Here is a 24,144-nt window from a genome sequence, read left to right on the forward strand (position 1 = left end):
TCCGGAGCCTGCCATGACCCGAGCCTATTACAGCACCGTCCTCGACCATCCGCTCGATACCGTGTGGTCGCTGATCCGCGACTTCAACAATTACCCCGCCTATATCGAGGGCGTCAGCGAAAGCGTGATCGAGGACGACAAGCGCGGCGACCAGATCGGTGCTGTCAGGCGCTTCTGCTATCTCGGGCTCTGGGTCAGGCAACGCCTTGCCGGCCACTCGGACACGCAGCATTCGCTGACCTATGCCAGCATCGAGCCGCTGCCGTTTCTGGCGGATGCCGGTTCGGACGCGCCGCAGCCGACCCATTACGAGGGCACGATGCATCTGCTGCCGGTCGTCGAAGGCAACCGCACCTTCATCGAATGGTCGGTCAAGCTCGACACGGCGCCTGCTGACGCCGATCGCTGGCACAGCCAGTTCCAGGCCTGGATTCCGGACTGGACCGGCTCCCTGGTCAGAGCGCTGGCGCGTCAGCCAGGCTGAGGCCCCTGCTGAAGCGGCTATTGCGGCTGATCGTCTGCGTCCGCCTTCGGCCTTGCCCCGCCGAAGATCTTCGCGCCTTCCGCCGTCAGATACGGCTTCAGCGTCTCCCACGGCAGGAAGACGACATACTGGCCTTCGGCGTAGGGGCCGACGGCATAGGGCGGGTAGTGGAAGTTGAGGCCGGAGCTCTTGCCTGACACGGTCGATGGCGCCAGCGTCACGGCGCCAATCTTGAGCAGGGTCGGCTTCAGCTCCTTGTACCACTCGGCGGTTGCGGTCTCGCCGGCACCGCGCCGCTTCTTCTCGGCGTTCAGCGCTGAGACGATCGCGTTGCGCATCGCCGTCAGGGTAGGGCCGTTGTCAGCTGTCTCGGTGAAGAAGGGACGGATGCTGATGCGCTTGTTCGCCGTCGTATCCCACAGGATGGTGTTGACGTCGGTGTTCGGATGCGCGCCGAGCGTGTCCATGTAGTCGTCGCGCAGCACGCTCACATAGCGGCCGTCGACGACGGAGCGCACCGAATATTTGCGTTCGAATGAATAGCCGCCGCGGTCTTTGAAGAGCTCACGCTCGTCCTTGCGCGCGGAAGCCGCCTCCGCGGCGTTCTTGTCGATCCATTTCCGGCCCTCGGCGAGGCAATCGGCCGCCAGCGTGCTATTTGCCTTGATCTTGTCGTCGAGATAGACGTTGGCATCGATGCTCGCGTTCTTGATCGTGGCGTCGGGCTTGGGATCGGCGGCGCGCGCAGGGAGGCAGAGGCAAGCCAGCAGGCCGGCAAGGCCCATGATGCGGGCAGGCGTCATCGAGCGAGCGGCGCGCATGAAAACTCCGAGTGAGGGAGGGCGAATGCGGCAGCGCTACTCCGCCGCCTCGCTGTGGCCGAGCCGCGTGTTGAGCTTGTGGATCAGCTCCTCGGCGGCATCCGAGATCACGGTGCCCGGCGGGAAGATTGCCTCGGCGCCGGCCGCATAAAGCGCGTCGTAATCCTGCGGCGGCACCACGCCGCCGATGATGATCATGATGTCCTCGCGGCCGTGCTTCTTCAGTGCGGCCTTCAATTCCGGCACCGCGGTGAGATGGGCTGCGGCGAGCGAGGAGACGCCGAGAATGTGGACGTCGTTCTCGACCGCCTGCCGCGCGGCTTCGTCGGCGGTTGCGAACAGCGGCCCGATATCGACGTCGAAGCCGACATCGGCGAAGGCGGATGCGATCACCTTCTGGCCGCGGTCATGGCCGTCCTGGCCGATTTTTGCCACCAGGATGCGCGGGCGGCGGCCCTCGGCTTCCTCGAAGGCGTCGATCAGCGCCTGCACCTTTTCGACCTTGTTGGACATGGCCGCTGCCTCTCGCTTGTAGACGCCGGTGATGGACTTGATCTCGGCACGGTGGCGGCCGAACACCTTTTCCATCGCGTCTGAAATCTCGCCGACGGTGGCTTTGGCGCGCGCGGCGTCGATCGCCAGCGCCAGCAGATTGCCGTTGCCTTCGCCCGCCGAGCGGGTCAGCGCGGCGAGCGCCGCATCGACGTCCTTCTGGTTGCGCTCCTTCTTGAGCCGCGCCAGCTTGTCGATCTGCAGCCGCCGCACGGTGGAGTTCTCTACCTTCAAGACGTCGATCGGCCGCTCGTTCTCCGGCTTGAACTTGTTGACACCGATCACCGCCTGGCGCCCGGCATCGATCCGCGCCTGGGTTTTCGCGGAGGCTTCCTCGATCCTCAGCTTCGGCACGCCGGCCTCGATCGCCTTGGCCATGCCGCCGAGTTCCTCGACCTCCTGGATGTGACCCCAGGCCTTGGCCGCGAGATCCCGGGTCAGCCGCTCGACATAGTACGAGCCGCCCCAGGGATCGATGATGCGGTTGGTGCCGCTTTCCTGCTGCAGGAACAGCTGCGTGTTGCGGGCGATCCGCGCCGAGAAGTCGGTCGGCAGCGCCAAGGCCTCGTCCAGCGCATTGGTGTGCAGCGACTGGGTGTGGCCCTGGGTTGCCGCCATCGCCTCGATGGTGGTGCGCATCACATTGTTGAACACGTCCTGCGCGGTCAGCGACCAGCCCGAGGTCTGGCAATGCGTGCGCAAGCTGAGCGAGCGCGGATCCTTCGGGTTGAACTGCTTCAGCAGCTTGGCCCACAGCAGTCGCGCGGCGCGCATCTTGGCGACTTCCATGAAGAAGTTCATGCCGATCGCCCAGAAGAACGACAGCCGCGGTGCGAAGCGGTCGACGTCGAGGCCCGCGGCAAGCCCGGCGCGCAGATATTCGACGCCGTCGGCCAGCGTATAGGCGAGCTCGAGGTCCTGCGTCGCGCCGGCTTCCTGCATGTGATAGCCGGAGATCGAGATCGAATTGTATTTCGGCATCCGCTGCGAGGTGTAGGCGAAGATGTCGGAGATGATCCGCATCGAGGGCGTCGGCGGATAGATGTAGGTGTTGCGCACCATGAACTCTTTCAGAATGTCGTTCTGAATGGTGCCCGACAGCTTCTCCGGCGGCACGCCCTGTTCCTCGGCGGCGGCGACGAATAGCGCGAGGATCGGCAGCACGGCGCCGTTCATGGTCATCGACACGCTCATCTGGTCGAGCGGGATGCCGGCGAACAGCGTGCGCATGTCGTAGATGGAATCGATCGCGACACCGGCCATGCCGACGTCGCCAGAGACGCGCGGATGATCCGAGTCATAGCCGCGGTGGGTGGCGAGGTCGAACGCGACCGACAGGCCCTTCTGTCCGGCCGCGAGGTTGCGGCGATAGAAGGCGTTGGAGTCCTCCGCCGTGGAGAAGCCGGCATATTGCCGGATGGTCCAGGGCTGGTTGACATACATGGTCGGGTAGGGGCCGCGCAGATAAGGCGCGATGCCCGGCCAGGTCTCGAGAAAGTCGATGCCTTCGAGATCGGCCTCGCCGTAGACGGACTTCACCGGAATGCCCTCGGGCGTCAGCCACGGCTCGGTGCTCGCTGGCGGCATCGCCGCGGCGACGGGTTGGAAGGCGACATCGGCGAAATTGGGAATGCGGGTCATTCCTTGGCTTCCTTAGTCATGGTCCGGGTGCTGATGGCTGACGATGGTCGCCATCTTCTCCGGTCCGTAATTCTGCATCGTGGTCTGGCTCGGCAGATTGGCGATGCCGACCACCCAGCCGTGGCGGGACTCGGTTCCGAATTGCTGCGTCGGGATCACCCGGTCGGGCCGGTCGAAGGCGCCAGTCATGATCTCGATACGGGGACCGTCGATCCGCCGGAAGCTGAGCGGCGTGCCGCAGGCGGCACAGAAGTCGCGCTCGGCGATCGAAGAGGATTTGAACGCCGCCGGCTTGCCCCGGGTCCAGGCGAAATCCTCTTTGTTGATGTCGGCGAAAGAGGCGAACGGCGCACCAGAGGCCTTTTGGCACATCCGGCAGTGACAGATGCTGACGCGGTTCGGTGCCGCGGACACCGCAAAGCGCACGGCGCCGCACTGGCAACCGCCGGTCAGAACGGGTTTCGCTGGTGTCTCTGCCGTCATGCCTGCTCCATCCGCCGATAGGCGTCGCGCAATGTCGCCAGCGCATCACCGCCGGCGAAGACGAACTCACCGATGCCGGCCGCCCGCAGCGCCGCTTCCTGGTCGCCGGGTCGCCCTGCCAGATAGATATGCCTTGCTCCGGCGCCGTGAAGGGCCTTGGCGGCCTCAATGGCGCTGGCGGCATAGACCTTATCAGCGGAACAAAGGCATGCCATCGCGGCGCCCGAGGCCTTGAAGGCTGCGGCAAGCGCGGCCGCGTCGGCAAAGCCCTCGCTGTCGATGGCCTCGATCCCGCCGGTCTCGAAGAAGCTTTTTGCAAATGTCGCGCGGGCCGTGAAATCCGCTGGCGTGCCGAGATTGGCGAGGAAGATCTTGGGCCGCGCGCCACGCGCCTTCAGCGCAGCGTCGGACTTGTCGCGCAGCGCCTCGAACGGTTCGGCGAGCCGCATCGGCGCGAGGGCGTCGAAGGTGACCTTGGCACCTGCCGCGGACACCGGCGCCGCCGGCTTCACATCCAGCACTGCGAGGACCGCCTCGTGCAGGTTCGGAAATTCGCTGGCGCCGGTCAGCACGTCGCGGCGCTTCGCCACATTGGCTTCGCGCTGCGCCCGCGTCGCGGCGACCTTCTGTTGCAGCAGTCCCTGCTCGAGCGCGGCGAAGACGCCGCCGGCCTTCTCGATCTCCTGGAATAGCGTCCACGCCGCCTCGCAAAGCTGCGCGGTCAGCGTCTCGATCCCGCCGGCGCCTGCCGCGGGATCGGAGACCTTGGCAAGGTTGGACTCATCGAGCAGCACGAGCTGCGTGTTGCGCGCCACGCGGCGGGCGAAATCGTCCGGCAGGCCGAGCGCCAGCGTGTGCGGCAGCACGGTGATCGCATTGGCGCCGCCGAGCCCGGCCGCAAAGGTCGCGATCGTCGCGCGCAGCATGTTCACGTTGGGATCGCGCTGGGTCAGCATCCGCCAGGCGGTCTGCGCGTTGACGAAGATCGGCTTCGGCGCGAGGCCGCAGGCCTCTTCGATCCTTGCCCACAGGCGACGCAGCGCGCGGAATTTCGCCATGGTCAGGAACTGGTCGGCATCGGCGCTGAGCCGGAACGACACGGCTGCGCGCGCCGCATTGAGGTCGAGCCCCGCGGCTTCCAGCATGCGCAGATAGGCGAGCCCGGTCGCGAGCGTGAAAGCGAGTTCCTGCACCTCGGAGCCGCCGGCATCATGCACCGGCCGGCCATCGGCCAGCACGAACGGCCCCTTGAAGCCGCGCTTGATCAGTCCGTTGACCACCTGGCCGAACGACTTTTCGTAATTGGGCCAGGCGATGGCCGCGGCACCGCGCACGGCCATCGTGCTGAGCGCCTGATAATTGAAATGCAGGTCGAGCTTGGCCGGATCGAGCTTGCGGGCCTCGACCATGTCGGCAAACGTCTCGCCGGCGTTCTCGCGTCCGATCACCGGGTTGAGCGCGATCATGATGCCGGCATCGAGATGGACGCCGCCGCAGGCCCGCGCCAGCGTCTTCTTGCTGGCATCCGAAAGACCGAAGCCGCGCGCGCCGGGACCGCCGGCGAACTCGAATTCGAGGCCGGTCGCTCCGTTCTCGAGATCCTGCAAGGCCTGCGCATTGGCCGCTGCGGCGTCGGGGTGGTCGACCCGCTGCAGGATCTGCCAGGGAGTGGCGGCGGCGCGGCCGGGAAGCGGGCTCAGATTGGTCGCGCGGCGATAGATCGGATCGATCCTCAGGCCATCATAGGTCTTGCCGACCAGTTTCTCGAACGGCGCGCCCTTCAGCACGCCGTCGACCAGCTTGCGCCAGTCGTCATAGGTCGCCGGTGCGAAATCCGAAGCCAGAGCCAAATCGTCAGTCGAGGTCGTCATCCGCCCAAATCGTCCTTCATCGGCCCCGCGACGGGGTCCCTTGATTTGGCCGGAAATTGCCACGGGCGGGCGGCCAAGCCAAACGGTTGTTTGAGGTCGTGCGTTTTTTAATCGAGGTCCGCTAGACGGAAAATACCGTCCGTCGAGACCCCAGCCAGCGCATCCGCGACGCGGCGCCCGGCGATGACGCGGTCGGGAACGATCTCGGCCAGCGGCACCAGCACGAAGGCGCGCTCGAACAAACGCGGGTGCGGCAGCGTCAGTTCCGGCTTGTCGAGTGTGACGTCGTCATAGGCGATCAGGTCGAGGTCGAGGGTGCGCGGTCCCCAGCGCTGCTCGTTCTTGCGGTCGCGGCCGAATTTGCTTTCGATCTTGTGCAGCGTGAACAGCAGCGCATGCGGATCGAGGCTGGTGTCGATCTCGATACAGGCATTGATGAAGCTGTCCTGCTGCTGCTCGCCCCAGGGCGGCGTCGAATAGTCCGACGAGCGCGCCACGAGCGCGGCCTGCGTCATGCCGCAGATATTGGCGATCGCCTTGCGAAACGTCGTGCGGACGTCGCCGACATTGCCGCCGAGTGCGATCAGGACGTCAGCCATCAGCGTTCAACCTTGGGCGTTCAACTCTGGGACGGCGGATGCCGCGAGCGGGTCAGCACCACGCCGACATCGTCGAAGATCGCGGCGATCGGCGCATGCGGCTTGTGCACGGTGACCTTGACCGCCCTGACACGCGGGAAGGTGGTCAGGATGTCATCGGCCACCGCGCCGGCGGCGCGCTCCAGCAGCTTGTAGTTGGTGTTCTTGAATGCCGATGTCGCGGTCGCCACCACGTTGGAATAGGACACCGTATCGGAGAGGCGGTCGGTGCGCGAGGATTCCGAGAGGTCGGTATAGAGCTCGAGGTCGATGACGAAGCGCTGCCCGACTTCGGTCTCATGTTCCATCACGCCATGGCGGGCATGGATGACGATCCCGGTGATGAAGATCGTGTCGGTCATTGCTGTCCCTCGATTGCCGCGGCCACCCGCAGCGCCTGAACGGTTTCGGCGACGTCGTGCGCACGGATGATGCGGGCGCCATGCTGCGCGGCGATCAGATGCGCCGCGATCGAGCCGCCGATCCGCTGTTGCGGCTCCGAGGCCACGATGGTGCTGATGAAACGCTTGCGCGAGGCGCCGACCAGCACCGGCAGGCGGAACGCATTGAGCTCGGCGAGCCGCGCCAGCGCGATCATGCTCTGCTCCGGCGTCTTGCCGAAACCGATACCGGGATCGAGCACGATCCGGTCGGGCGCAATGCCGGCGCGCGTTGCGATCTCGAGCGAGCGTTCAAAGAACGCGGCGATGTCCTGCATGATGTCGATCGCCGGATCGGCCTGCTCGCGATTGTGCATGATGATCACGGGTACGCCGCGCGCGGCGACGAGCGGCGCCATGCCGGCGTCGCGCTGCAGGCCCCAGACGTCATTGGCGATCGCAGCGCCCTGGTCGAGCGCCCAGGCCACGACCTCCGACTTCATGCTGTCGATCGAGACCGGCACGCCGAGCGCGACCACCTCGGCCAGCACCGGCTTCAGCCGCGCCATCTCGGCCTCGGCGGTGACCGGCTGCGAGCCGTAGGGGCGGGTGGATTCCGCGCCGATGTCGATGATGTCGGCGCCCTCGGTGATCAGCCTGCGGGCCTGCGCCAGCGCCTGTTCGGCTGCGATGAACTGGCCGCCGTCGGAGAACGAGTCCGGCGTCACGTTCAGGATACCCATCACCGCCGGATAGGGCCTCGACAGGAGCGCCGGCAGCACCGCTGATGCGGCCGGGCCGGTCACCGCCGATGCTATGAGCCTGGTTGCCATCATGCGCAGGCTTTGCGCTGACCGCAGCGGCAAGTCAAGGTGTGGCGATGATGGCCGGCGCCGGCGACCGCGGGCGCGGTCAAGGCAGGCCAATAGTAATGCTAGTAGGTGATTTTGAGCGGCAGCTTGCGTGCCTGTTCGATCAGCAATTCGACCGATTTCTCTGACGGCATCACACGGACGAGCTTACGCCGCACATTGGCGTCCTTCATGCTCTGCGCCAGCCGCGACGGGTTGCGCTGCGCGAGCTCCCGCACGGTAGTGACGCCGGCGGCGCGGACCAGCCCGACCTTCGCCTTGCCCATGCCGGGAATCCGCATGTAGTCGGAGATGTTGGCCCATTCGAGCAATTGTTGTTCGCTGATCCCGGTCTTGGCGGCGAGCGCCTTGCGTCCCTTGACGGTGCGGGCGGCTTCAAGCAATGCGTCGGTCGTGCGGATACCCTGCGATTTCAGTTTGGTGGCGCAATAGGCGGACAGGCCTTCGATCTCGGAGAGGGGATATGTCATGATACTCGTATGCAGGTAACAGGTAGAAGGGAGCGCGCGCAGGGGCGTTGGGAAAGTGCTTCAGGCAAACTGGCTGAGGCCCGGCGTCCCCGAGATGATCTCGCCCATTTGATCCGCTCCGATTTTGTCGCGGCCGAACCTGAAAAGTTCACGCGCGACGTTTTGAATTTCACCCATGCTCAGGCCAAGCGCCATCAGCCGGGTGCCGACAGCCATCAGGCCGCCGCCCATCAACCGCGATAGGCCACCGCTGTTGTTGGAGGCGGCGATTGCCGCTTCGGCGCCGGGGATTTGGTCGATCAGAGTCTGAACTTTGTCGGAAGGTCCCTCGTTACGGAGGAAACCCAGAACGATGCCGATGGTTTTTTCAGCGACAGCGCCGTCGATGCCGGCCTTCGCGGCCAGCTGTCCAACCAATTCATCCATCTTGCCCCGCCTCAACCGGACTTTGCCGGGTCGTTCTTGAAGATTTATCTTGAGCGCCTGTGTCACGAAATACAAGCGATCCGCGCATTTCAGTTCGTTTTCTTTTTCGATCGCGTCGTGACTGTGGCCTCGCTGCAAGAGTGAGCGGCGGATTCACACCATCTTGTCGCATTGCGCAATGCCTTTCGTCACTCGCCGGGAATAAAAATATGAGGAACTACGGGAGCGACAAATACGTCAGCATGCGCTGACGGTTTCAATCGACCGGCAAGATGCAATATGATGCCACTGGTTCGGTAGCGAACCTGGCTCTAGGTTTCGAACCGGGCTCGACGCATCGAACCGGGTTCGATGATCGAAACGATCTAAATTTGCGTGAAGAGGCGAAGTGATGGCGACCTCCGACAACAAGTTGGCCGATACCGACGAGCGAATTTTTATCGGCAAGGGTGAGGAGACGGCCTGGCTGACGCTGGCGCTGGCCAACCGGCATGGCCTCGTCACCGGTGCAACCGGAACCGGCAAGACCGTCTCGCTTCAAGTCATGGCTGAAGGATTTGCGCGCGCCGGCGTTCCGGTTTTCGCCGCCGACATCAAGGGCGATCTCTCCGGTATCTCCGAGGTCGGCGAGGCCAAGGATTTTATCCTGAAGCGCGCCCAAGAGATGGGCTTGACCTTCCAGCCCGATCAATTCTCGACCGTGTTCTGGGACGTGTTCGGCGAGCAGGGCCATCCGGTGCGTGCCACCGTTACCGAGATGGGACCGCTGTTGCTGTCGCGGATGCTCGATCTGAACGACGTGCAGGAGGGCGTGCTCAACGTTGCCTTCCGCGTCGCCGACGAGAATGGCCTCGCGCTGATCGACATGAAGGATCTGCGCGCCCTGCTGGATGCCATCGCGCCCGACAGCAGCAAGAAGGGCGCCGACGACGGCGAAGATCCGCTGGCGTCGATCCGCAAAGCCGCGCAGGGCTACGGCAACGTGTCCAAGGCGACGGTCGGAACGATCCAGCGCCAGCTGCTGGTGCTCGAGAACCAGGGCGGCGCGAAGTTCTTCGGCGAGCCCGCGCTGACGCTGAAGGATTTCATGCGGACCGACCGCGACGGCCGCGGCATGGTTAATATCCTCGTCGCCGACAAGCTGATGCAGAGCCCGCGGCTTTACGCCACGTTCCTGCTCTGGATGCTCTCGGAATTGTTCGAGGAATTGCCGGAGGCCGGCGACCTGCCGAAGCCGAAGCTGGTGTTCTTCTTCGACGAGGCGCATCTGCTATTCACCGACGCGCCAAAGGCGCTGATGGACAAGATCGAGCAGGTGGTGCGGTTGATCCGCTCCAAGGGCGTCGGCGTCTATTTCGTCACGCAGAATCCGATCGACGTGCCGGACAAGGTGCTGGCGCAGCTCGGCAACCGCGTGCAGCACGCGCTGCGCGCCTTCACGCCGCGCGACCAGAAGGCGGTTGCCGCGGCCGCGCAGACCTTCCGGCCCAATCCGAAGCTCGATACCGCGCGGGTGATCATGGAGCTCGCCAAGGGCGAGGCGCTGGTGTCGTTCCTCGAGGGCGGCGGCACGCCGTCGATGGTCGAGCGCGTGATGGTGCGGCCGCCGTCGGCGCGGATCGGGCCGATCACGCCGGAGGAACGCAAGGCGATCATGGATGCGAGCCCGGTGAAGGGCAAATACGACACCGCGATCGACGCCGAGTCCGCCTACGAGATCATCCAGAAGCGTCTCGCCGGCACGGCGACGCCGGCAGGCGGTACGGGCGGCGAAGGCGGCGGCATCCTAGGCCAGATCGGGGCCATCGCCGCCACGATCTTCGGCACCAATGTCAAGCGCGGCCGGCTCTCGACCGGACAGGTGATCGCGCGCAACGTCACGCGCTCGGTGACCGACAAGGTGGTCGGCGGCGTGGTCGCAGATCTCGGCAAATCGGTCGGTGGTTCGGTCGGCGGCTCGATCGGTCGCGCATTGGTGCGCGGTGCGCTCGGCGGAATCCTGCGCAGGTAGCATCGCGATCATCCGGCCGGAGGAATGGGCAGCCGGCTTTGCCTCCAGCGGCCGGCGCGCTACAACGTCGGCAATGTCCAAACAAAAAGGATATAAGCGATGTCCAACGCCAAGCTGCAGCCTGTCCTCGACCGCATCGACGCCGATTTCGACAACAGTCTCGAGCGGCTGTTCACGCTGCTGCGGATCAAATCGATCTCGGCCGATCCGGCCTTTGCCGATGACTGCAAGGCGGCTGCCGATCACCTCGCCAAGGATATCGCAACCCTCGGTTTCAAGACCGAGGTGCGTCCGACCGCCGGCCATCCGGCCGTGGTCGGCAAGCTGAACGGCGCGACCGACGGGCGCCCGCATGTGCTGTTCTACGGCCACTATGACGTGCAGCCGGTCGATCCGCTGAATCTCTGGCACCGTCCGCCGTTCGAGCCCGTGGTGACCGACCATGCCGACGGGCGCAAGATCATCGTCGCGCGCGGCGCCGAGGACGACAAGGGACAGCTGATGACCTTCGTCGAGGCGTGCCGGGCCTGGAAGAATGTGACGGGATCGCTGCCGATCGACATCACCATCGTCATCGAGGGTGAGGAGGAGATCGGCTCGAAGAATTTCGTGCCGTTCCTGGAAGCGAACAAGGCTGAGCTCAAGGCGGACTTCGCGCTGGTCTGCGATACGGGCATGTGGGATCCGAACACGCCCGCGATCACGACCTCGCTGCGCGGCCTGGTCTATGACGAGGTCAAGATCAAGGCCGCCAATCGCGACCTGCATTCCGGCGTGTTCGGCGGCGGCGCGCAGAATCCGATCCGCGTGCTGACGCGGATCCTCGGCGGCCTGCATGACGAGAACGGCCACATCACCATCCCCGGGTTCTATGACGGCGTGAAGGACCTGCCGCCGGACATCCTGGCGCAGTGGAAGCAGCTCAATCTGACGCCGGACAGCTTCCTCAAGCCGATCGGTCTGTCGGTGCCGGCCGGCGAGAAGGATCGGCTGCTGATCGAGCAGGTCTCCTCGCGGCCGACCTGCGACATCAACGGCATCGTCGGCGGTTATACCGGCGAGGGCTCGAAGACGGTGATCCCGGCGGAGGCGTCGGCCAAGGTCTCGTTCCGGCTGGTCGAGGGGCAGGACCCCGAGAAGATCCGCAAGGCGTTCCGCGATTACGTGAAGGCGCGCGTGCCGGCGGATTGCAAGGCCGAATTCATCGATCATTCCTCCGCGCCGGCGATCGCGCTCGACTGGAACATGAAGCCGCTGGCGGCCGCTCGCCGCGCGCTGACCGACGAATGGGGCAAGGAGGCGCTGCTGGTCGGCTCCGGCGCCTCGATCCCGATCGTCGCCGACTTCAAGCGCGCGCTCGGCCTCGATAGCGTGCTGGTCGGCTTCGGGCTCGACGACGACAACATCCATTCGCCGAACGAGAAGTACGACCTCAAGAGCTACCACAAGGGCATCCGCTCCTGGGCGCGGATCCTGGCGGCTTTCGCCGACGCCAAATAGCGCAAGGCGCGTCGAACGCCGGATGCGGTCGAAGCGACCGTGTAGCCCGGATGCAGCGAAGCGAAATCCGGGACGGTCGATCCGCGGATACGTTGCCCCGGATTGCGCTGCGCTGCATCCGGGCTACGGAAGGAGATGCTGCACGTAAAAACGCCGCCCGGAATTGGGCGGCGTTTTGATTCAGGTCGTGTAGAGGGTGTTGGCGGCTAGCTTACCCGAAGATTGTGAAATTTCAATCACGGTAGCCGGGATTGACGCGGTCGAGCTTGCGCAGCAGCGGCGGCCAGACCAGCTGCGTCGAGCGCAGCTCGGCGCGATCGGGGTTCGAGAGCAGCTCGGTGTTCTTGTCGATCGCGTGCTGGTCGACCGGATAGGCGCTCCCGCCGAGCGCGCGGGTCGCCACCTGCATCGAGCAGGCGCGCTCCAGATGGTACATCCGCTCGAAGGCGGACGCGACCGAGCGGCCGACCGTCAGCGTGCCGTGATTGCGCAGCAGCATGTGGTTCTTGGTGCCGAGATCGCGCTGCAGGCGCGGGCGCTCGTCATGGTCGAGCGCGATGCCTTCATAGTCGTGATAGGCGAGGTCGTGGGTGACGAGCTGCGCGGTCTGGTTCAGCGGCAGCAACCCATCGGGGCCGCTCGACACCGCGGTGCCGTCGACCGTGTGCAAATGGAGCACGCAGCCGGCGTCCTCGCGCACCTCGTGGATCGCCGAATGGATGGTGAAGCCGGCCGGGTTGATGCTGTAGTCGCTCTTCGAGAGCTGGTTGCCGTCGAGGTCGACCTTGACCAGGCTGGATGCGGTGATCTCGTCGAACATCAGCCCGTAGGGGTTGATCAGGAAGTGATGCTCGGGTCCGGGCACCCGGGCGGAGATGTGGGTATCGACGAGATCGTCCCAGCCATAGAGCGCGACCAGCCGGTAGCAGGCGGCGAGATTGATCCGCTGCTCCCATTCCGCCGCACTGATATTCGACGGGACTTCCTTCAGGCGCGCTTCCGCTGGCGACATGGCCGATTGCTCCGTTGATGGCTGTTGCTTGGCGTGAGCCTAGCGCCGCTGCCGGATCGCAGCAAGGCAGCGTAACGGCGTGACAGTCATGCCGGCATGCGGCCCACGACCCGAACCGCAACGGCCGGTGGGCAGCCGCAGGATCGATCTTCCAAGGCCGCGATAGGGGAGAGCATTTTCGGCTCCGATTGACGCGAACCGGCGTCTGCTTCGATCGAAAACGCGTTACGGTGCCGGGATCGCGAGCAGGCTTGAAATACTGCGGCCGCGGATATCGTAGACGCGGGCGAATACGACGTCGTCGCGCTTGATCTCGACCATCACGGGGGCGGCCAGGCCCTTGCAGTAGAACTCGCCGAGCGTCATCGCGAAGTCGGCGGCATGGCTGTCCCAGCCGATCGTGAAGTCGGGCCCGAGCGCGACCTGCGCGGGGCGCTGCGGTCCGCACACCGCGACCTTCCATTTGCGGTGCTGCGGCGGCACTTCCTGCCGCTCCGCCAGCTGCTCGCGCAGCCCGTCGGATGCCTGCTTCAGCGCCAGGCCCCAATAGTCCAGCATGAAGAAATTGTCGGCGGTCCGCACCGTGCCGGCCATGTGGTTGAAGTGCGTGTACTGATACGGATGCAGGCGGATCATTTCGCTGAGCGGCAGCAGCAGGCCGAACGCGAACACGGCGAGCGCCGCGGGCTGCCAGGCGCGGCGGTTCTCGCCGAGCCAGTCCATGCCGCGGGCGAAGGCGACGCCGCCAAGCACCGCCATCGGCGGGATCACGAAGATGAAGTGACGGATGCCGTTGTAGAGCGCCGGCCGCTTCACCATAGCGATCACCAGCGGTAGCGTCGCCGCCAGCGTCAGCATCAGCATGATCGACTTGCGCTTCGCCGCCACATCGGTGCGCGACAGCGACATGAAGGTGGTGATGACGGCCGCGCTCAGCAGCACCAGCAGCACCTCGGGAAGCTGCAGCGCGAACAGCGTCGGCAAATAGGACCACGGCATGTCCGGCACCGAGACCAGCGCGCCGTCGAACATCTCTTTCCACGGCTTCTCGAAGAAGTGCGAGAAATAGGTCACCGCTTCCAGCGGATGGCCGGGCTCCATGATCGACCACGGCCAGATCAGGCCCATCACGAGATAGCCCAGCACGAGCCCCGGCAGCAGCACATAGATGGCATGGGCAAAGCGATGGGTCGCCTCGCGCGGGCCCTGCTTGCGGAATTCCTCAATCCAGAGCGGGATGAAGCCGACCACAGCGTAGATCAAAGCGAGGCCGCCAAGGACGCGGCAGCCGATCGACAGGCCTGCACCGAGGCCGACGATCAGGATCGTGCGCGGCGAAGGCGCCGGATATTCCTCGATCAGGCGGACGAGGCCCATGATCAGGACCACCATCGCCACGGCGAACGGTGCATCCTTCGGATTCATGAACATGTGACCGTAGAAGGTCGGGCACAGCGCGAGCAGCAGCAGGGCCGCCAGTCCCGCCAGCGGGCCACCGACGCGGCGCGCCAAGCGCCAGGTTACGGCAAGCCCGATCACGCCGACGATCGCGCCGAGCAGGCGGCGCGTCTCGAACAATTCGAGTGGGATGACCTTGTGCAGCAGCGCTGCGGCCATGTCGAAGCCGCCGCCGTACATATAGAGATTGGCGAACGAGAGCGCGCCGGTGTCCTTGAACCCGGACCCGTACATGCGCAGCAGGAGGTCGGCGTATTCAGCGTGGGTGTAATCGTCCCAGCCCAGACCGTAGTCGCGGAATGTGAGGCCGGCGACCACGGCGACCACGCCGAGGACGAGGAATGCGAGATCGTCGCAGGTCTTCTCCACCGAGCGCCGTGCAGGCGCCTCGAGGGCAGACGTCGTAATCGATGACATAGCTAGTGATACCGGCGTGCCTGTGGCCCAGTTTGGCGCTTTAGGGCCTCATTCCCCGGCATCCATAGCGCAGTTCCGTTTCCGAGTAATTGGTAATTGTGGCGTAATTTCCCAGATGCATTGCAATATATTGGCAGCAATTCGTAGCCAGTAAATCTACGGGAGACGGGGGCCTGCGCGTGGTTGCAGCCGCGATCAGGAAGCGCATCAGGCCCGGTTAAGCGGGATTTTAGGGAACTCCGTCTACAATTGGCGGTTGGCGGTGTGGGCAATATGACGGTATCGTGGCGTTGGTGGCCTGCGCCGATTTTCGGTCGGGTCTCCCGGGGGTTAGTTCGATGATGGTTGGTCTGTTGATCGTCGGCGTGGGCCTGGTTGTGGCGGGCTTGGCGGCGATCGGCTTGGGAATCCCCTACAAGGAATTCAGCGTCGGCGGCGCGTTGATCACGACGGGCGTAACCGGCGTCTGCACCGGCGTGATCGTGCTGGCGCTCGCCGCCATCCTCCGGGAACTCCAGGTCATCGCCAGCCGGCTCGATCCCGTTGCCGCGGGCGCCCGGGCCGAGGTTCCGCCAGCGTCTGCAACTTCCCCGCGCAATACCCCCGAGGATCCTGTTTTCCCGCCGCCGCGTGAGCCCAAGGTTGCCGCGCCTCCGCCGCCGGTCCCGCCATCCGCGTCCACGGCGTCGCCGCCTTGGCACGACGAAATCCCCTCGCGTGGCGCGCCAGGCGAGGTGCCGCCGCCCGTGCCTGGTGGCGCGCCCCCGGAGGGCGAAGCCACGCCCAAGCGGCGCAACCTGTTGTTTTCGTCCTCGCGGAAGGAACGCGAGCGGGCCCAGAGCCGTACGGCCGAGCCGCTGACGCCGGATCTGCTGTCGCCGGAGCTGCGTCCTGATCCGGCCGCGGCGGCCGAGCCCGCACCGGCAACGTTCGACGATGCCTGGCCGAAGGCCGAGCGGCCGCGGTCGGTCGATGTCGCCCCGCGGCGCACGCCCCGGCCGTCGACCTTCGGCGAGACCCAGTCAGCCAGCGCGGCGCCGTCATCAGGCCACCCGCCGCCGCCCCAGGAGCAGCCGCCGGTGACCGTGCTCAAATCGGGCGTCGTCGACGGCATGGCCTATTCGCTCTATTCGGACGGATCGATAGAGGCGCAGATGCCGGAGGGCATGATGCGGTTTGCCTCGATCGACGAGCTCAGGTCGCACCTGGAGCAGCGGCCCTAAGGTCGGCGTCAATACTTGCGAGCGGCCGGTTCGAGGCCGGAAAAATACGGCCGTTCTTGTCAGATTTGCTGTAATCCGCTCATATTCGCAAAGTAGTACGCGATTCCATTAATGTATTGCTGCACGTGGATACTGTCCGGTGGGCGCCGGGCCGTCGAGAGCACGGGGAAGATTGAGCCATGTCCGATACGTCAGGCAAAACGCCGGTCGAGCTGACCGCAAACATCGTTTCGGCCTATCTCAGCAACAATCCGACGCCGGCCTCGGACATTCCGAGCCTGATCAGCCAGGTCCACGCGGCGTTGCTGCGGGTGTCGAGCGGGCGCGCCGACACGCCGAGCGAGCCGGCCAAGCCGGCGGTGTCGATGAAGAAGTCGATCACGCCGGAATATCTCGTGTGTCTCGAAGACGGCAAGCGCTTCAAGTCGCTCAAGCGCCATCTGCGCACGCAGTACAACATGACGCCCGAGCAATATCGCGACAAATGGGGCTTGCCGGCCGACTATCCGATGGTGGCGCCGAACTATGCGGTGGCCCGATCGCAGCTCGCCAAGAAGATGGGGCTTGGCCAGCAGGCCCGGAAGCGGAAGTAAGAGGCTTACGCGGCGGACGCCAGCGCCTCGCGCGCATCGTTGCGGATCCGATCGACCATCGAGCGGAGGCCGTTGGAGCGCTGCGGCGTCAGATGGTCGCGGAAGCCGAACTCGTCGAACAGCGCGAGCGCGTCGGTGGCGAGGATTTCCTTCGGCGTGTGCCCGGAAAACAGCGTCAGCACGATCGCGACCAGGCCGCGCACGATGTGGGCGTCGCTGTCGCCGATATAGTTCAGGCGCGGTTCGCCGTTGGCATCGCGATCGATCCGCCTCGACAGCCAGACCTGGCTGACGCAACCTTGCACCTTGTTCTCGGCCGAGTGCTCCGCCTCCGACAACGGCTCCAGCGTGCGGCCGAGCTCGATGACATAGCGGTAACGGTCGTCCCACTCGTCCAGCAGCGCAAAATTGTCCCTGATTTCGTCGATCGTCGTCATCGTGGCCCGCGTCCTATTCTCAACGGCTTATATAGGAAGGCTGGCCGCGAAAGCGACGAAAATGGAACCGGTTCCCGGTTGTTTTGACGCGTTTTCTTCACGCGAACCGGCATCCGCCTCACGCGAACGCTCGATTGGCGCTTACGGCATCGGCGGCAGGCGGAATTCAATCGTCTGATCGTCCGCCGTCAGCGTGTCGCGGGACGCGCCCGGGTCGGTATCATCCTTGCCGATCGAGCCGGTGTGGTCGGGCGGCTTCTTGTCGGTGATGATCTGGTAGAGCTTGCGCGCGCCATCGGTCGCACGCTGGCCGATCGCGGTCGCGGCCTGGCCGCCGACTTCGCAGGCGGAAGGCTGACGCTTGCAGAACTGACCCATGTCGTTGATGGTCGCCGTCGCGGCCGACACCGCGTCCGATGCGCTGATCGGCGGCGTCTTGTCCGCTTCAGGTGTTTTGTCTCTCGGCAGCAGCACGAGCACAAGCCCGAGCCAGAATGCCAAACGCAGCAGGAAGAACATGGCGCGATCCCGGTCGTCTATCTTGTCTTTTGCTTCTTGTGCGGTCGATGCCGCTATTGCCCTCACGGTTAGCATCGGTCGATAAATCGGAAGTATCTGCATTGAAGTAAATCCGTCGAAAAATCGCGGAAAATTCGCCTGAATTGATTCGCCGTAAATTTTCGATTGATGGCGGCTGACGAGTGCCGGATACCCAAGATGCGCCGCGTCCACCATTTCGAAACCATAGTTAGTCGCACCCGGAAACCAGCCGTTCACCATCCCCGACAAATGACCGGTGAATGACAGCGTCGAAGCCTCGCCAATGCACAGTGTTTGGCAGCAGGCCGCCCCACCTTAGCGTTCGCTTAAGTTCGCTCTGACACGTTGGCCTGCAATCACAAAGGAGGCGTTCCGGCGCGTCTGTCTGACGATTAAGCCGAAGCGCGAGTGCTGTGAGTAGTTTGAGTCTGATCCGCGATTGCCTGGATGCGCTGCTGCATCCGTCGGCGCAATATGATGCGCTGACGCGTGCGCGCCACCGTGCCTTCATGGCGCCGCGGCTGCTCGGCAGTCTGGCGGCGCTGGCCTCGTTCCCGGCCTTTCTGGCGATGCGCGGGGCGCCGACGGCGATCGAGGTCGCGGCCTTCGCCTGGCTGATCGCGCCGATCCTGCTGTCCTGGTTCCTGTCGCGCACCGGCCGCTATGAAGGCGCGCATGTGTTGTCGTCGCTGGCGCTCGCCGGTCTCGTGATGATGATCGCGGCGTCGACCGGCGGCATCGCGTCGTTCGCGGCGGTGTGGCTCGTCGTGATTCCGATCGAGGCGGCGCTGTCGGCCTCGCGGCGCGTGGTGGCGTTTGCGTTCGCGCTGGCGATGATCTGCGCCGCGCTGCTCAGCGTGCTTGGCCATTACCACGTGCTGCCGGTGGTCGATCCCGCGGTTGCGTCGAACAGCACGCTGGTGGGGTTCGGCGTCGTGTCGGCGATCTTCTATGCGGCTGGGCTTGCCTTCGGCGCGGAGTCGCTGGCGCGCACCAGCGTGGCGCTGCTCTACGTCGAGGAAGAGCGCTACCGCCTGCTCGCCCATAACATGAGCGACGTGCTGTCGCGACACAGCCGCAACGGCGCGGTGCGCTTCATTTCGCCCGCGGTCGAGATCATGCTCGGCGTGCCGGCATCGCGGCTGTCCGGCCACGGCCTGTTCGACCGCGTTCATGTCGCCGATCGTCCGGCCTATCTCACCGCGCTGTCGGACGCCGCGCGCGGCGAATCCCGCAGCGTCGAGTTTCGCGTGCGCCGCGACGGTGCGCGTGGCGAGGCTGCCGCCGAATTCATCTGGGTCGAGATGCGCTGCCGTGCGTTCGAGCAGGCCGCCGCCGATGCCGAGGTGGTCGCCGTGATCCGCGACGTGACCGATCGCAAGGTGCAGGAGCACGCGCTCGAACAGGCGCGCCATGCGGCCGAGCAGGCCGATGCGTCGAAGACGCGCTTCCTGGCCACCATGAGCCACGAGCTGCGGACCCCGCTCAACGCCATCATCGGCTTCTCCGAGATGATCGCGCAGGAAGACGTGCTCGGCCTCGACGCGGCCCGCCGCAAGGAATACGCGCAGCTCATCAACGACTCCGGCCAGCATCTGCTGTCCGTCGTCAACGGCATCCTCGACATGTCGAAGATGGAGTCCGGCAATTTCGAGATTTCGCCGGAGCCGTTTGCGCCGCGGCCGGCACTGCTCAATTGCTGCAACCTGGTGGCGCTGAAGGCGCGCGAGAGCGGTGTCGACCTCGTCACCCGCGTGCCAGACGACCTGCCGATCGTGAACGGCGATTCGCGCGCGTTCAAGCAGATCGTTCTCAATCTGGTTTCCAACGCCATCAAGTTCACCGAGCGCGGCGGCAAGGTAACCGTGTCGGCCGGCGTCGAGGGATCGCGGCTCTTGCTGCGGGTCTCGGACACCGGCGTCGGCATCGCCGCCGACGACCTCAAGCGGATCGGCGATCCGTTCTTCCAGGCCGGCAAGACCTATCAGCGCCGCCACGAAGGCACCGGCCTCGGCCTTTCCATCGTCAAGGGGCTGGTTGGCCTGCACCATGGCGAGATGAATGTGGAGAGCAAGGTGGGCGAGGGCACCATCGTGTCGGTCGCGCTGCCGCTGTCGTTCACCCCGCCTGCCGCGGTCGAGCCGTCCAGCAATGTCTCGACGCTGAAGCCCGCGTTGCGGTCCGGACTGCAAGAACAAACCCAACAGGTGAAGAAGAGTGCCTAGACAGACTTTGGATGACGACGAAACGCCGCGCCGTCGCCGCGGCGCCAAGGCGGTGGCCATCGCGGCCGAGGAGGAACGTGGCCTCGTCCTGCGCCTGCTGCTGCATAGTCCGAAGGATCTGGTTGCGGGCGTGCTGGCGTTGTCCGCCATTGTTGCGATCCTGATCAACGCACTGTTCCTGCAGGCTGGCCGTCATCCGTCGCCGATGTTCGGCGGCTCGGTGGTGACGCTGCCGCCGCCGGCCCCTGTTGCCGCCGCCACCAGTCCGATTCCGCGCCCGCGTCCGGCCGAGGCCGCCGCCCGATCGATCGAGCCCGCTGCCGTGGAACCATCAAGGCCGGTCGACGTGAAGCCGGTAGAGACCAAGCCCGTCGAGACCAGGTCCGTTGAAGCCAGGCCGGCCGAACCTAAGGTCGAGTCCAAGCCGGTCGATCCGATGGCCAACCTGGTGCTGAAGTCGACCGTCGCGCCGGCACCGGCCGCGCCGTCCCCGGCCGCCGCGCCGTCCGGCGTCATTCGTCCGCCGGCGCCGATCCCGACACAACATCTGAGCCCGGCCGGCAAGCGTATCGCCGCGGTCCAGCGGACGCTGACCGAATATGGCTACGGTCAGCTCAAGCCGACCGGCACGATCGGCGCCGATACCCAGCACGCGATCGCGAAGTTCGAGCGCGCGCGCAAGCTGCCGGTGACCGGCCAGATGTCCGATCGCCTGGTGCGGGAGCTCAGCACGATGATCGGGCATTCGATCGACTAGGTCTTGTCCTCTCATCATGGCCGGGTGTTACCAGGCCATGACGTTTCTCCTCGACAGTCATCAGACAGCTTCGCCCAGCAGAACGTCCCGGACCTCGTCGGAGAACAGCTTCCTGCGGCCGGCCAGCAGCACCGCTTCCGGATCGTCGCGATCCGGAATGGCACGCGGCATGCCGTGATCGAGCAGGGCCTGTGCGCAGCCGGCCCAATCGCCGCCACTGACCGGTTCGTTGCAGGACGCCCACGACAACGAGCCGGACGCGTCGTCGCCGAAGCCGTGCTGCTCGGTCCACTCCGCACCGTGCTCGAGCAGGAAGCGTGTCAGCCCGGCGTTGCCGCGGAACACCGCATGATTGAGCGCCGAGGCATCCCAATCGCCGCCACGCACCGTGATAGGCCAGCCGAGCTCGACCATCAGCCGCACCGCATCGTCGCCGCCTGCCGCGGCGAGCTCGGGGAGCAGCCGCAGCTGCTGTGGTGAAAGCGAGCCTGGAAGATCGGACCGGACGGCCTGGATCCGCCGCGCCTCGCGCTCGTTGCCGCTGCTGCACGCCGCGACAAACCGCTCATCATCGGCAAGCGTCTCGTCGCCGGTGCGTTGCCGCAGCAGTTCGGCGACCTCGGTCAGTCCATACTGCAAAGCGTAGCGGTAGGCGCTGAGACCGTCCGGTGTCGTGACGTGTGGATCCGCGCCGGCGTCGAGCAAGGCCGCGATGCAGGTCCGCGATCGCCGCCGCCGGATCGCCCACATCAGCGGCGATCCACAATCCGTCAACGGCGCGTTGCGGGCCGGCTCGTTCGGATTGCCGCCATGCCGCAGCAGCAATTCGAGCGCCGCGACGTTCTCGTCGTCGAGCACCTTGTACATCGCGTTGGTGCCCGCGATCCGTGCGCCGTGCTCGAGCAGGGCGCCGGTCGTCACGGAGCCTTCGAGCGAGTGATACAGCGATTCATTATCGTTCGGATTGGCGCCCGCCTCGAGCAGCAGCCGGGTCAACGCGAGATCGTGATTGCGCCCGGCGGCACCATACAGTGCCGACAGCGGATTACTGTCATCGGGCGCGTCGAGCGATCCGGGCGGCCAGCGGCTGCTGATGTGCTGGTCGGGATCGGCGCCGGCCTGCAGCAGCAGGCGCGCGCAGCGATGCAGGCGCGCCTGAAATTCCGGAATCTGCAGCAGGCTGGAATGCGTGACCGCAACCAGCGGCGGCAGTTTTAGGGGACCGCCGGGACGGTTGACCCATGCGGGATCATGGGCTGCAGTGCGCCGTATCGTCTCCTCGTCGCCGATGGCGCAGGCGAGATAGGGATCATCGGCCACAAGATCGGGATCCTCGGTGAGCATCCGCATTGCGACGCGCGGATGGGCGCGATCGGTGGTACCGTCGACGTCTGCGGCATAGACCAGCTGCAGCCAGCGCCGCACCCGATCGTCCCGGCTCTTGCCTGATGGCAATTGGGCTTCGACATAGCGCCGCAGGTCCGGCCACGAGGCGAAGCCGAGATCACGCGCCACGCAGGACTGCGCGTCGTGGAGCCGCAGATCAAGTGCGGCGATCTGCGCGTCGCTGCGCCCTTCCGCGGCCGGAAGCGCCTGCCGGAAACGGGCGTAAGCCTCCGGGGCCTGTCGCCGGTAAAGGCGAAGGAGCTCCTTGGCCTGCTTCTTCAGATGTTCGAGATTCAATCGCGTGGGCGATCGGTCCATGGAAACCTCCGTGCATCAATCGCCGATGGTCCACAAAACCGGCTGCACAAAGGCTTGGTTGGCCGCATATCAGGTGCAAGTGGGTTCAACCCTTCCCGTGGACCCGGGCGCGGCTTGCACCGCAGATGCGAGGATATGAGCGACGGTTGTATCGGTCAACCCGCCGGTGCGTGATGTCATCTGTGACAATTGGACGTGGCCGCGGCGCTGGCCTATAGGTCGGCGCATGCGATTGAAAACCAGCATATGGGTCGCGGCGTATCTGCGCCGCTGCCAAACCGAAGGCGTGTTCGGCGCGATCCGCAAGAAGGGCGCCGAAGAGGCCGGCGCCGTGTTCGTCAAGGTGGCGCTGATGGACGGCAACGCGATGCTGTATGCGCCGGCGCCGCAGACGTTTTATGACGACAGCCGTCCGGCCGAGCGGCTGTTCGTGCCGACGGCGCAGCAGCCGGTGTCCGAGCCTTCGGTCGAGGAGCGATTGATCAAGGAGATCCGCTTCGATCCCGACGCCTGGATCGTCGAGACCGAAGATCGCGCCGGGCGGCACTTTCTCGATCTGGCGAAGGCCTAGCTTCCAGATTTCTGGTTGCGAATGCCGGGCGCGCTGCCGGGCTGCACGACGGGTCGTGTCTGCGACGACGTCGTGCGGACGCGATGGCGCTCGTCATCATAGAGCGACGAGCGGTACTTGGCGCGCGCCACCGCCATGGTCGAGCCGCGCCACGCCGCCAGCATTACCAGCGCGGAGCGCTCGCTCAGGCGATCGTAAAGCCGCGACAACCGATAGACGTAGTTGACCGATGAGCCGGCTTCCGGATTGAGGAACATCAGGATCCGCTGGAACGCGGCGCTCGAGACGTCAAGCGCCCGCATCGCGCAGGCGAGCGGCTCGCCGCCGGGATCATTGACGACCTCCGCCGCGATCCGCGACGGCAGGATCAGTGCCTCGCCGAGTTCGAGCGTGAAGTTGTCGAGGTCCTCGGCAAACGCTGCCATCTCCAGGATATGGATCGCGCGCGCGGCGCGGGCGGCGGGAATCCGCGCCGCGGCCTTCAGCGGCGTCTCCTGCAGATTGTGCAGGATCTGCGCGCGTTCCTTCGCGCTGGCCGCAAAGAACATGTCGGAGATTTCGGCGGCATCGTTCGGCCGCATCGCAAGGCTCGCGGCCATCCGCAGCTCTGCCTCGGTCGGGATCTTGGCGGGCAGCGCGGGCGCGGGAATTGGCGCGGCGGCCGGCATCGGCTGCTCCGGACCGGCGCGGCGCAGTCCGAGCTTGTCCATGATCCGGGCGGGCGTTGCCGGATAGATCGCAAGCCGCGCGCGGACGGCGGCGCGGGTCGCGTCGTCGACCTCGTCGATCAGGCGCGACGTCAGCTCGACGAACTGGCGCTCTTCGTCGGCGGAGTGCGCGCTCGCCTGCACATACAGGTCGGTCAGGACGCGCAGCAAAGTGGGGCGGATGTCGACTCCCTCGCGGCGGGAGAGCGTCATCAGCCCATCGAAACCAGGAAATAGCGGAGCTGCGCTCATCTCGGGCGTACGCGACTTGCCAATAAGACTCGGTTTGAAAACCTTGTGGCAGCGAGCCTACGCAGGCTGTTTTAAGACGCAGTTAAGGAAAACAAGCCG

At 65.4% G+C, this 24,144-nt stretch carries 23 protein-coding genes; 8 read left to right on the forward strand and 15 right to left on the reverse strand.

Going from position 1 to position 24,144, the window contains the following annotated elements; all coding sequences use genetic code 11:
• Positions 1–13: 13 nt before the first annotated feature.
• Complete coding sequence (locus JQ573_RS07270; RefSeq protein ID WP_212311071.1) at positions 14–484, forward strand: SRPBCC family protein; 471 nt, start codon at positions 14–16, stop codon at positions 482–484.
• A gap of 17 nt (positions 485–501) precedes the next feature.
• Here the strand turns inward: JQ573_RS07270 and JQ573_RS07275 are convergent, their stop codons facing one another.
• From JQ573_RS07275 to JQ573_RS07315, 9 genes are all read right to left on the reverse strand, one after another.
• Complete coding sequence (locus tag JQ573_RS07275; RefSeq protein WP_212311070.1) at positions 502–1,305, reverse strand: RsiV family protein; 804 nt, start codon at positions 1,303–1,305, stop codon at positions 502–504.
• 36 nt (positions 1,306–1,341) lie between these two features.
• Positions 1,342–3,498 carry a methylmalonyl-CoA mutase gene (gene scpA / locus JQ573_RS07280; RefSeq protein ID WP_212311069.1) on the reverse strand — a complete coding sequence of 719 codons (2,157 nt, stop codon included), beginning with the start codon at positions 3,496–3,498 and terminating at the stop codon, positions 1,342–1,344.
• Positions 3,499–3,510: 12 nt separating this feature from the next.
• On the reverse strand, positions 3,511–3,981 hold the full coding sequence (locus JQ573_RS07285) for a GFA family protein (RefSeq protein WP_212311068.1): 471 nt from the start codon (positions 3,979–3,981) through the stop codon (positions 3,511–3,513).
• Positions 3,978–5,852: a methylmalonyl-CoA mutase family protein gene (locus tag JQ573_RS07290; protein ID WP_212311067.1), complete on the reverse strand. Its 1,875-nt coding sequence runs from the start codon at positions 5,850–5,852 to the stop codon at positions 3,978–3,980. Before JQ573_RS07290 ends, JQ573_RS07285 begins: the two co-directional genes overlap by 4 nt.
• 107 nt (positions 5,853–5,959) lie before the next feature.
• Positions 5,960–6,451: a 2-amino-4-hydroxy-6-hydroxymethyldihydropteridine diphosphokinase gene (gene folK / locus JQ573_RS07295; RefSeq protein ID WP_212311066.1), complete on the reverse strand. Its 492-nt coding sequence runs from the start codon at positions 6,449–6,451 to the stop codon at positions 5,960–5,962.
• A 20-nt stretch (positions 6,452–6,471) separates the two neighbouring features.
• A complete protein-coding gene (gene folB / locus JQ573_RS07300) occupies positions 6,472–6,852 on the reverse strand; it encodes a dihydroneopterin aldolase (protein WP_092125171.1) in 381 nt (126 codons plus the stop codon).
• Complete coding sequence (gene folP / locus JQ573_RS07305; protein ID WP_409334638.1) at positions 6,849–7,706, reverse strand: dihydropteroate synthase; 858 nt, start codon at positions 7,704–7,706, stop codon at positions 6,849–6,851. The genes folB and folP overlap by 4 nt, the downstream gene beginning before the upstream one ends.
• 98 nt (positions 7,707–7,804) lie before the next feature.
• Positions 7,805–8,212 carry a DUF4332 domain-containing protein gene (locus JQ573_RS07310; protein WP_092125172.1) on the reverse strand — a complete coding sequence of 136 codons (408 nt, stop codon included), beginning with the start codon at positions 8,210–8,212 and terminating at the stop codon, positions 7,805–7,807.
• 60 nt (positions 8,213–8,272) lie between these two features.
• The gene (locus tag JQ573_RS07315; protein WP_212311065.1) at positions 8,273–8,638 is read right to left on the reverse strand and encodes a DUF2267 domain-containing protein; all 366 of its coding nucleotides are present in this window, start codon (positions 8,636–8,638) and stop codon (positions 8,273–8,275) included.
• 391 nt (positions 8,639–9,029) lie between these two features.
• On the opposite strand from JQ573_RS07315, the gene JQ573_RS07320 reads away from it, so the two are divergent.
• Both JQ573_RS07320 and JQ573_RS07325 read left to right on the forward strand, forming a co-directional pair.
• Complete coding sequence (locus JQ573_RS07320; RefSeq protein WP_212311064.1) at positions 9,030–10,649, forward strand: helicase HerA-like domain-containing protein; 1,620 nt, start codon at positions 9,030–9,032, stop codon at positions 10,647–10,649.
• 99 nt (positions 10,650–10,748) lie between these two features.
• Positions 10,749–12,149: a M20/M25/M40 family metallo-hydrolase gene (locus JQ573_RS07325; RefSeq protein ID WP_212311063.1), complete on the forward strand. Its 1,401-nt coding sequence runs from the start codon at positions 10,749–10,751 to the stop codon at positions 12,147–12,149.
• Between the two features lie 232 nt (positions 12,150–12,381).
• On the opposite strand, the gene JQ573_RS07330 is transcribed toward JQ573_RS07325, so the two are convergent.
• Positions 12,382–13,161, reverse strand: a complete 780-nt coding sequence (locus tag JQ573_RS07330; protein WP_212311062.1) for a class II aldolase/adducin family protein — start codon at positions 13,159–13,161, stop codon at positions 12,382–12,384.
• 225 nt (positions 13,162–13,386) lie between these two features.
• Complete coding sequence (locus tag JQ573_RS07335) at positions 13,387–15,036, reverse strand: glycosyltransferase family 39 protein (protein WP_212311061.1); 1,650 nt, start codon at positions 15,034–15,036, stop codon at positions 13,387–13,389.
• A gap of 338 nt (positions 15,037–15,374) precedes the next feature.
• Between JQ573_RS07335 and JQ573_RS07340 the strand changes: the two genes are divergently transcribed.
• Positions 15,375–16,259, forward strand: a complete 885-nt coding sequence (locus JQ573_RS07340) for a DUF308 domain-containing protein (RefSeq protein ID WP_212311060.1) — start codon at positions 15,375–15,377, stop codon at positions 16,257–16,259.
• 179 nt (positions 16,260–16,438) lie between these two features.
• Positions 16,439–16,852: a MucR family transcriptional regulator gene (locus JQ573_RS07345; protein ID WP_092125178.1), complete on the forward strand. Its 414-nt coding sequence runs from the start codon at positions 16,439–16,441 to the stop codon at positions 16,850–16,852.
• Positions 16,853–16,857: 5 nt separating this feature from the next.
• Here the strand turns inward: JQ573_RS07345 and JQ573_RS07350 are convergent, their stop codons facing one another.
• Together JQ573_RS07350 and JQ573_RS07355 are read right to left on the reverse strand one after the other, a co-directional pair.
• Positions 16,858–17,289 (reverse strand): SufE family protein, encoded by a 432-nt coding sequence (locus JQ573_RS07350; protein ID WP_092125179.1) that lies wholly within the window; start codon positions 17,287–17,289, stop codon positions 16,858–16,860.
• A gap of 141 nt (positions 17,290–17,430) precedes the next feature.
• Positions 17,431–17,808, reverse strand: a complete 378-nt coding sequence (locus tag JQ573_RS07355; RefSeq protein ID WP_212311669.1) for a DUF5330 domain-containing protein — start codon at positions 17,806–17,808, stop codon at positions 17,431–17,433.
• Between the two features lie 434 nt (positions 17,809–18,242).
• Here JQ573_RS07355 and JQ573_RS07360 point away from each other — a divergent pair, with 434 nt between their 5' ends.
• Together JQ573_RS07360 and JQ573_RS07365 are read left to right on the forward strand one after the other, a co-directional pair.
• Positions 18,243–20,054 carry a PAS domain-containing sensor histidine kinase gene (locus JQ573_RS07360; RefSeq protein ID WP_212311059.1) on the forward strand — a complete coding sequence of 604 codons (1,812 nt, stop codon included), beginning with the start codon at positions 18,243–18,245 and terminating at the stop codon, positions 20,052–20,054.
• Positions 20,047–20,811 (forward strand): peptidoglycan-binding domain-containing protein, encoded by a 765-nt coding sequence (locus JQ573_RS07365; RefSeq protein ID WP_312011374.1) that lies wholly within the window; start codon positions 20,047–20,049, stop codon positions 20,809–20,811. Before JQ573_RS07360 ends, JQ573_RS07365 begins: the two co-directional genes overlap by 8 nt.
• 60 nt (positions 20,812–20,871) lie before the next feature.
• Here the strand turns inward: JQ573_RS07365 and JQ573_RS07370 are convergent, their stop codons facing one another.
• Entirely contained in the window at positions 20,872–22,515 is a 1,644-nt protein-coding gene (locus JQ573_RS07370) for an ankyrin repeat domain-containing protein (protein WP_212311058.1), read from the reverse strand.
• 226 nt (positions 22,516–22,741) lie between these two features.
• On the opposite strand from JQ573_RS07370, the gene JQ573_RS07375 reads away from it, so the two are divergent.
• A complete protein-coding gene (locus JQ573_RS07375) occupies positions 22,742–23,086 on the forward strand; it encodes a DUF1491 family protein (protein ID WP_212311057.1) in 345 nt (114 codons plus the stop codon).
• Here JQ573_RS07375 and JQ573_RS07380 read toward each other — a convergent pair.
• Complete coding sequence (locus JQ573_RS07380) at positions 23,083–24,045, reverse strand: DUF2336 domain-containing protein (protein WP_212311056.1); 963 nt, start codon at positions 24,043–24,045, stop codon at positions 23,083–23,085. The two genes, JQ573_RS07375 and JQ573_RS07380, sit on opposite strands and share 4 nt — an antisense overlap.
• Positions 24,046–24,144: the final 99 nt, after the last annotated feature.

Origin of the sequence: Bradyrhizobium sp. AUGA SZCCT0105 (assembly GCF_018129565.1) — a bacterium.
In the GTDB taxonomy this organism is placed as follows: domain Bacteria; phylum Pseudomonadota; class Alphaproteobacteria; order Rhizobiales; family Xanthobacteraceae; genus Bradyrhizobium.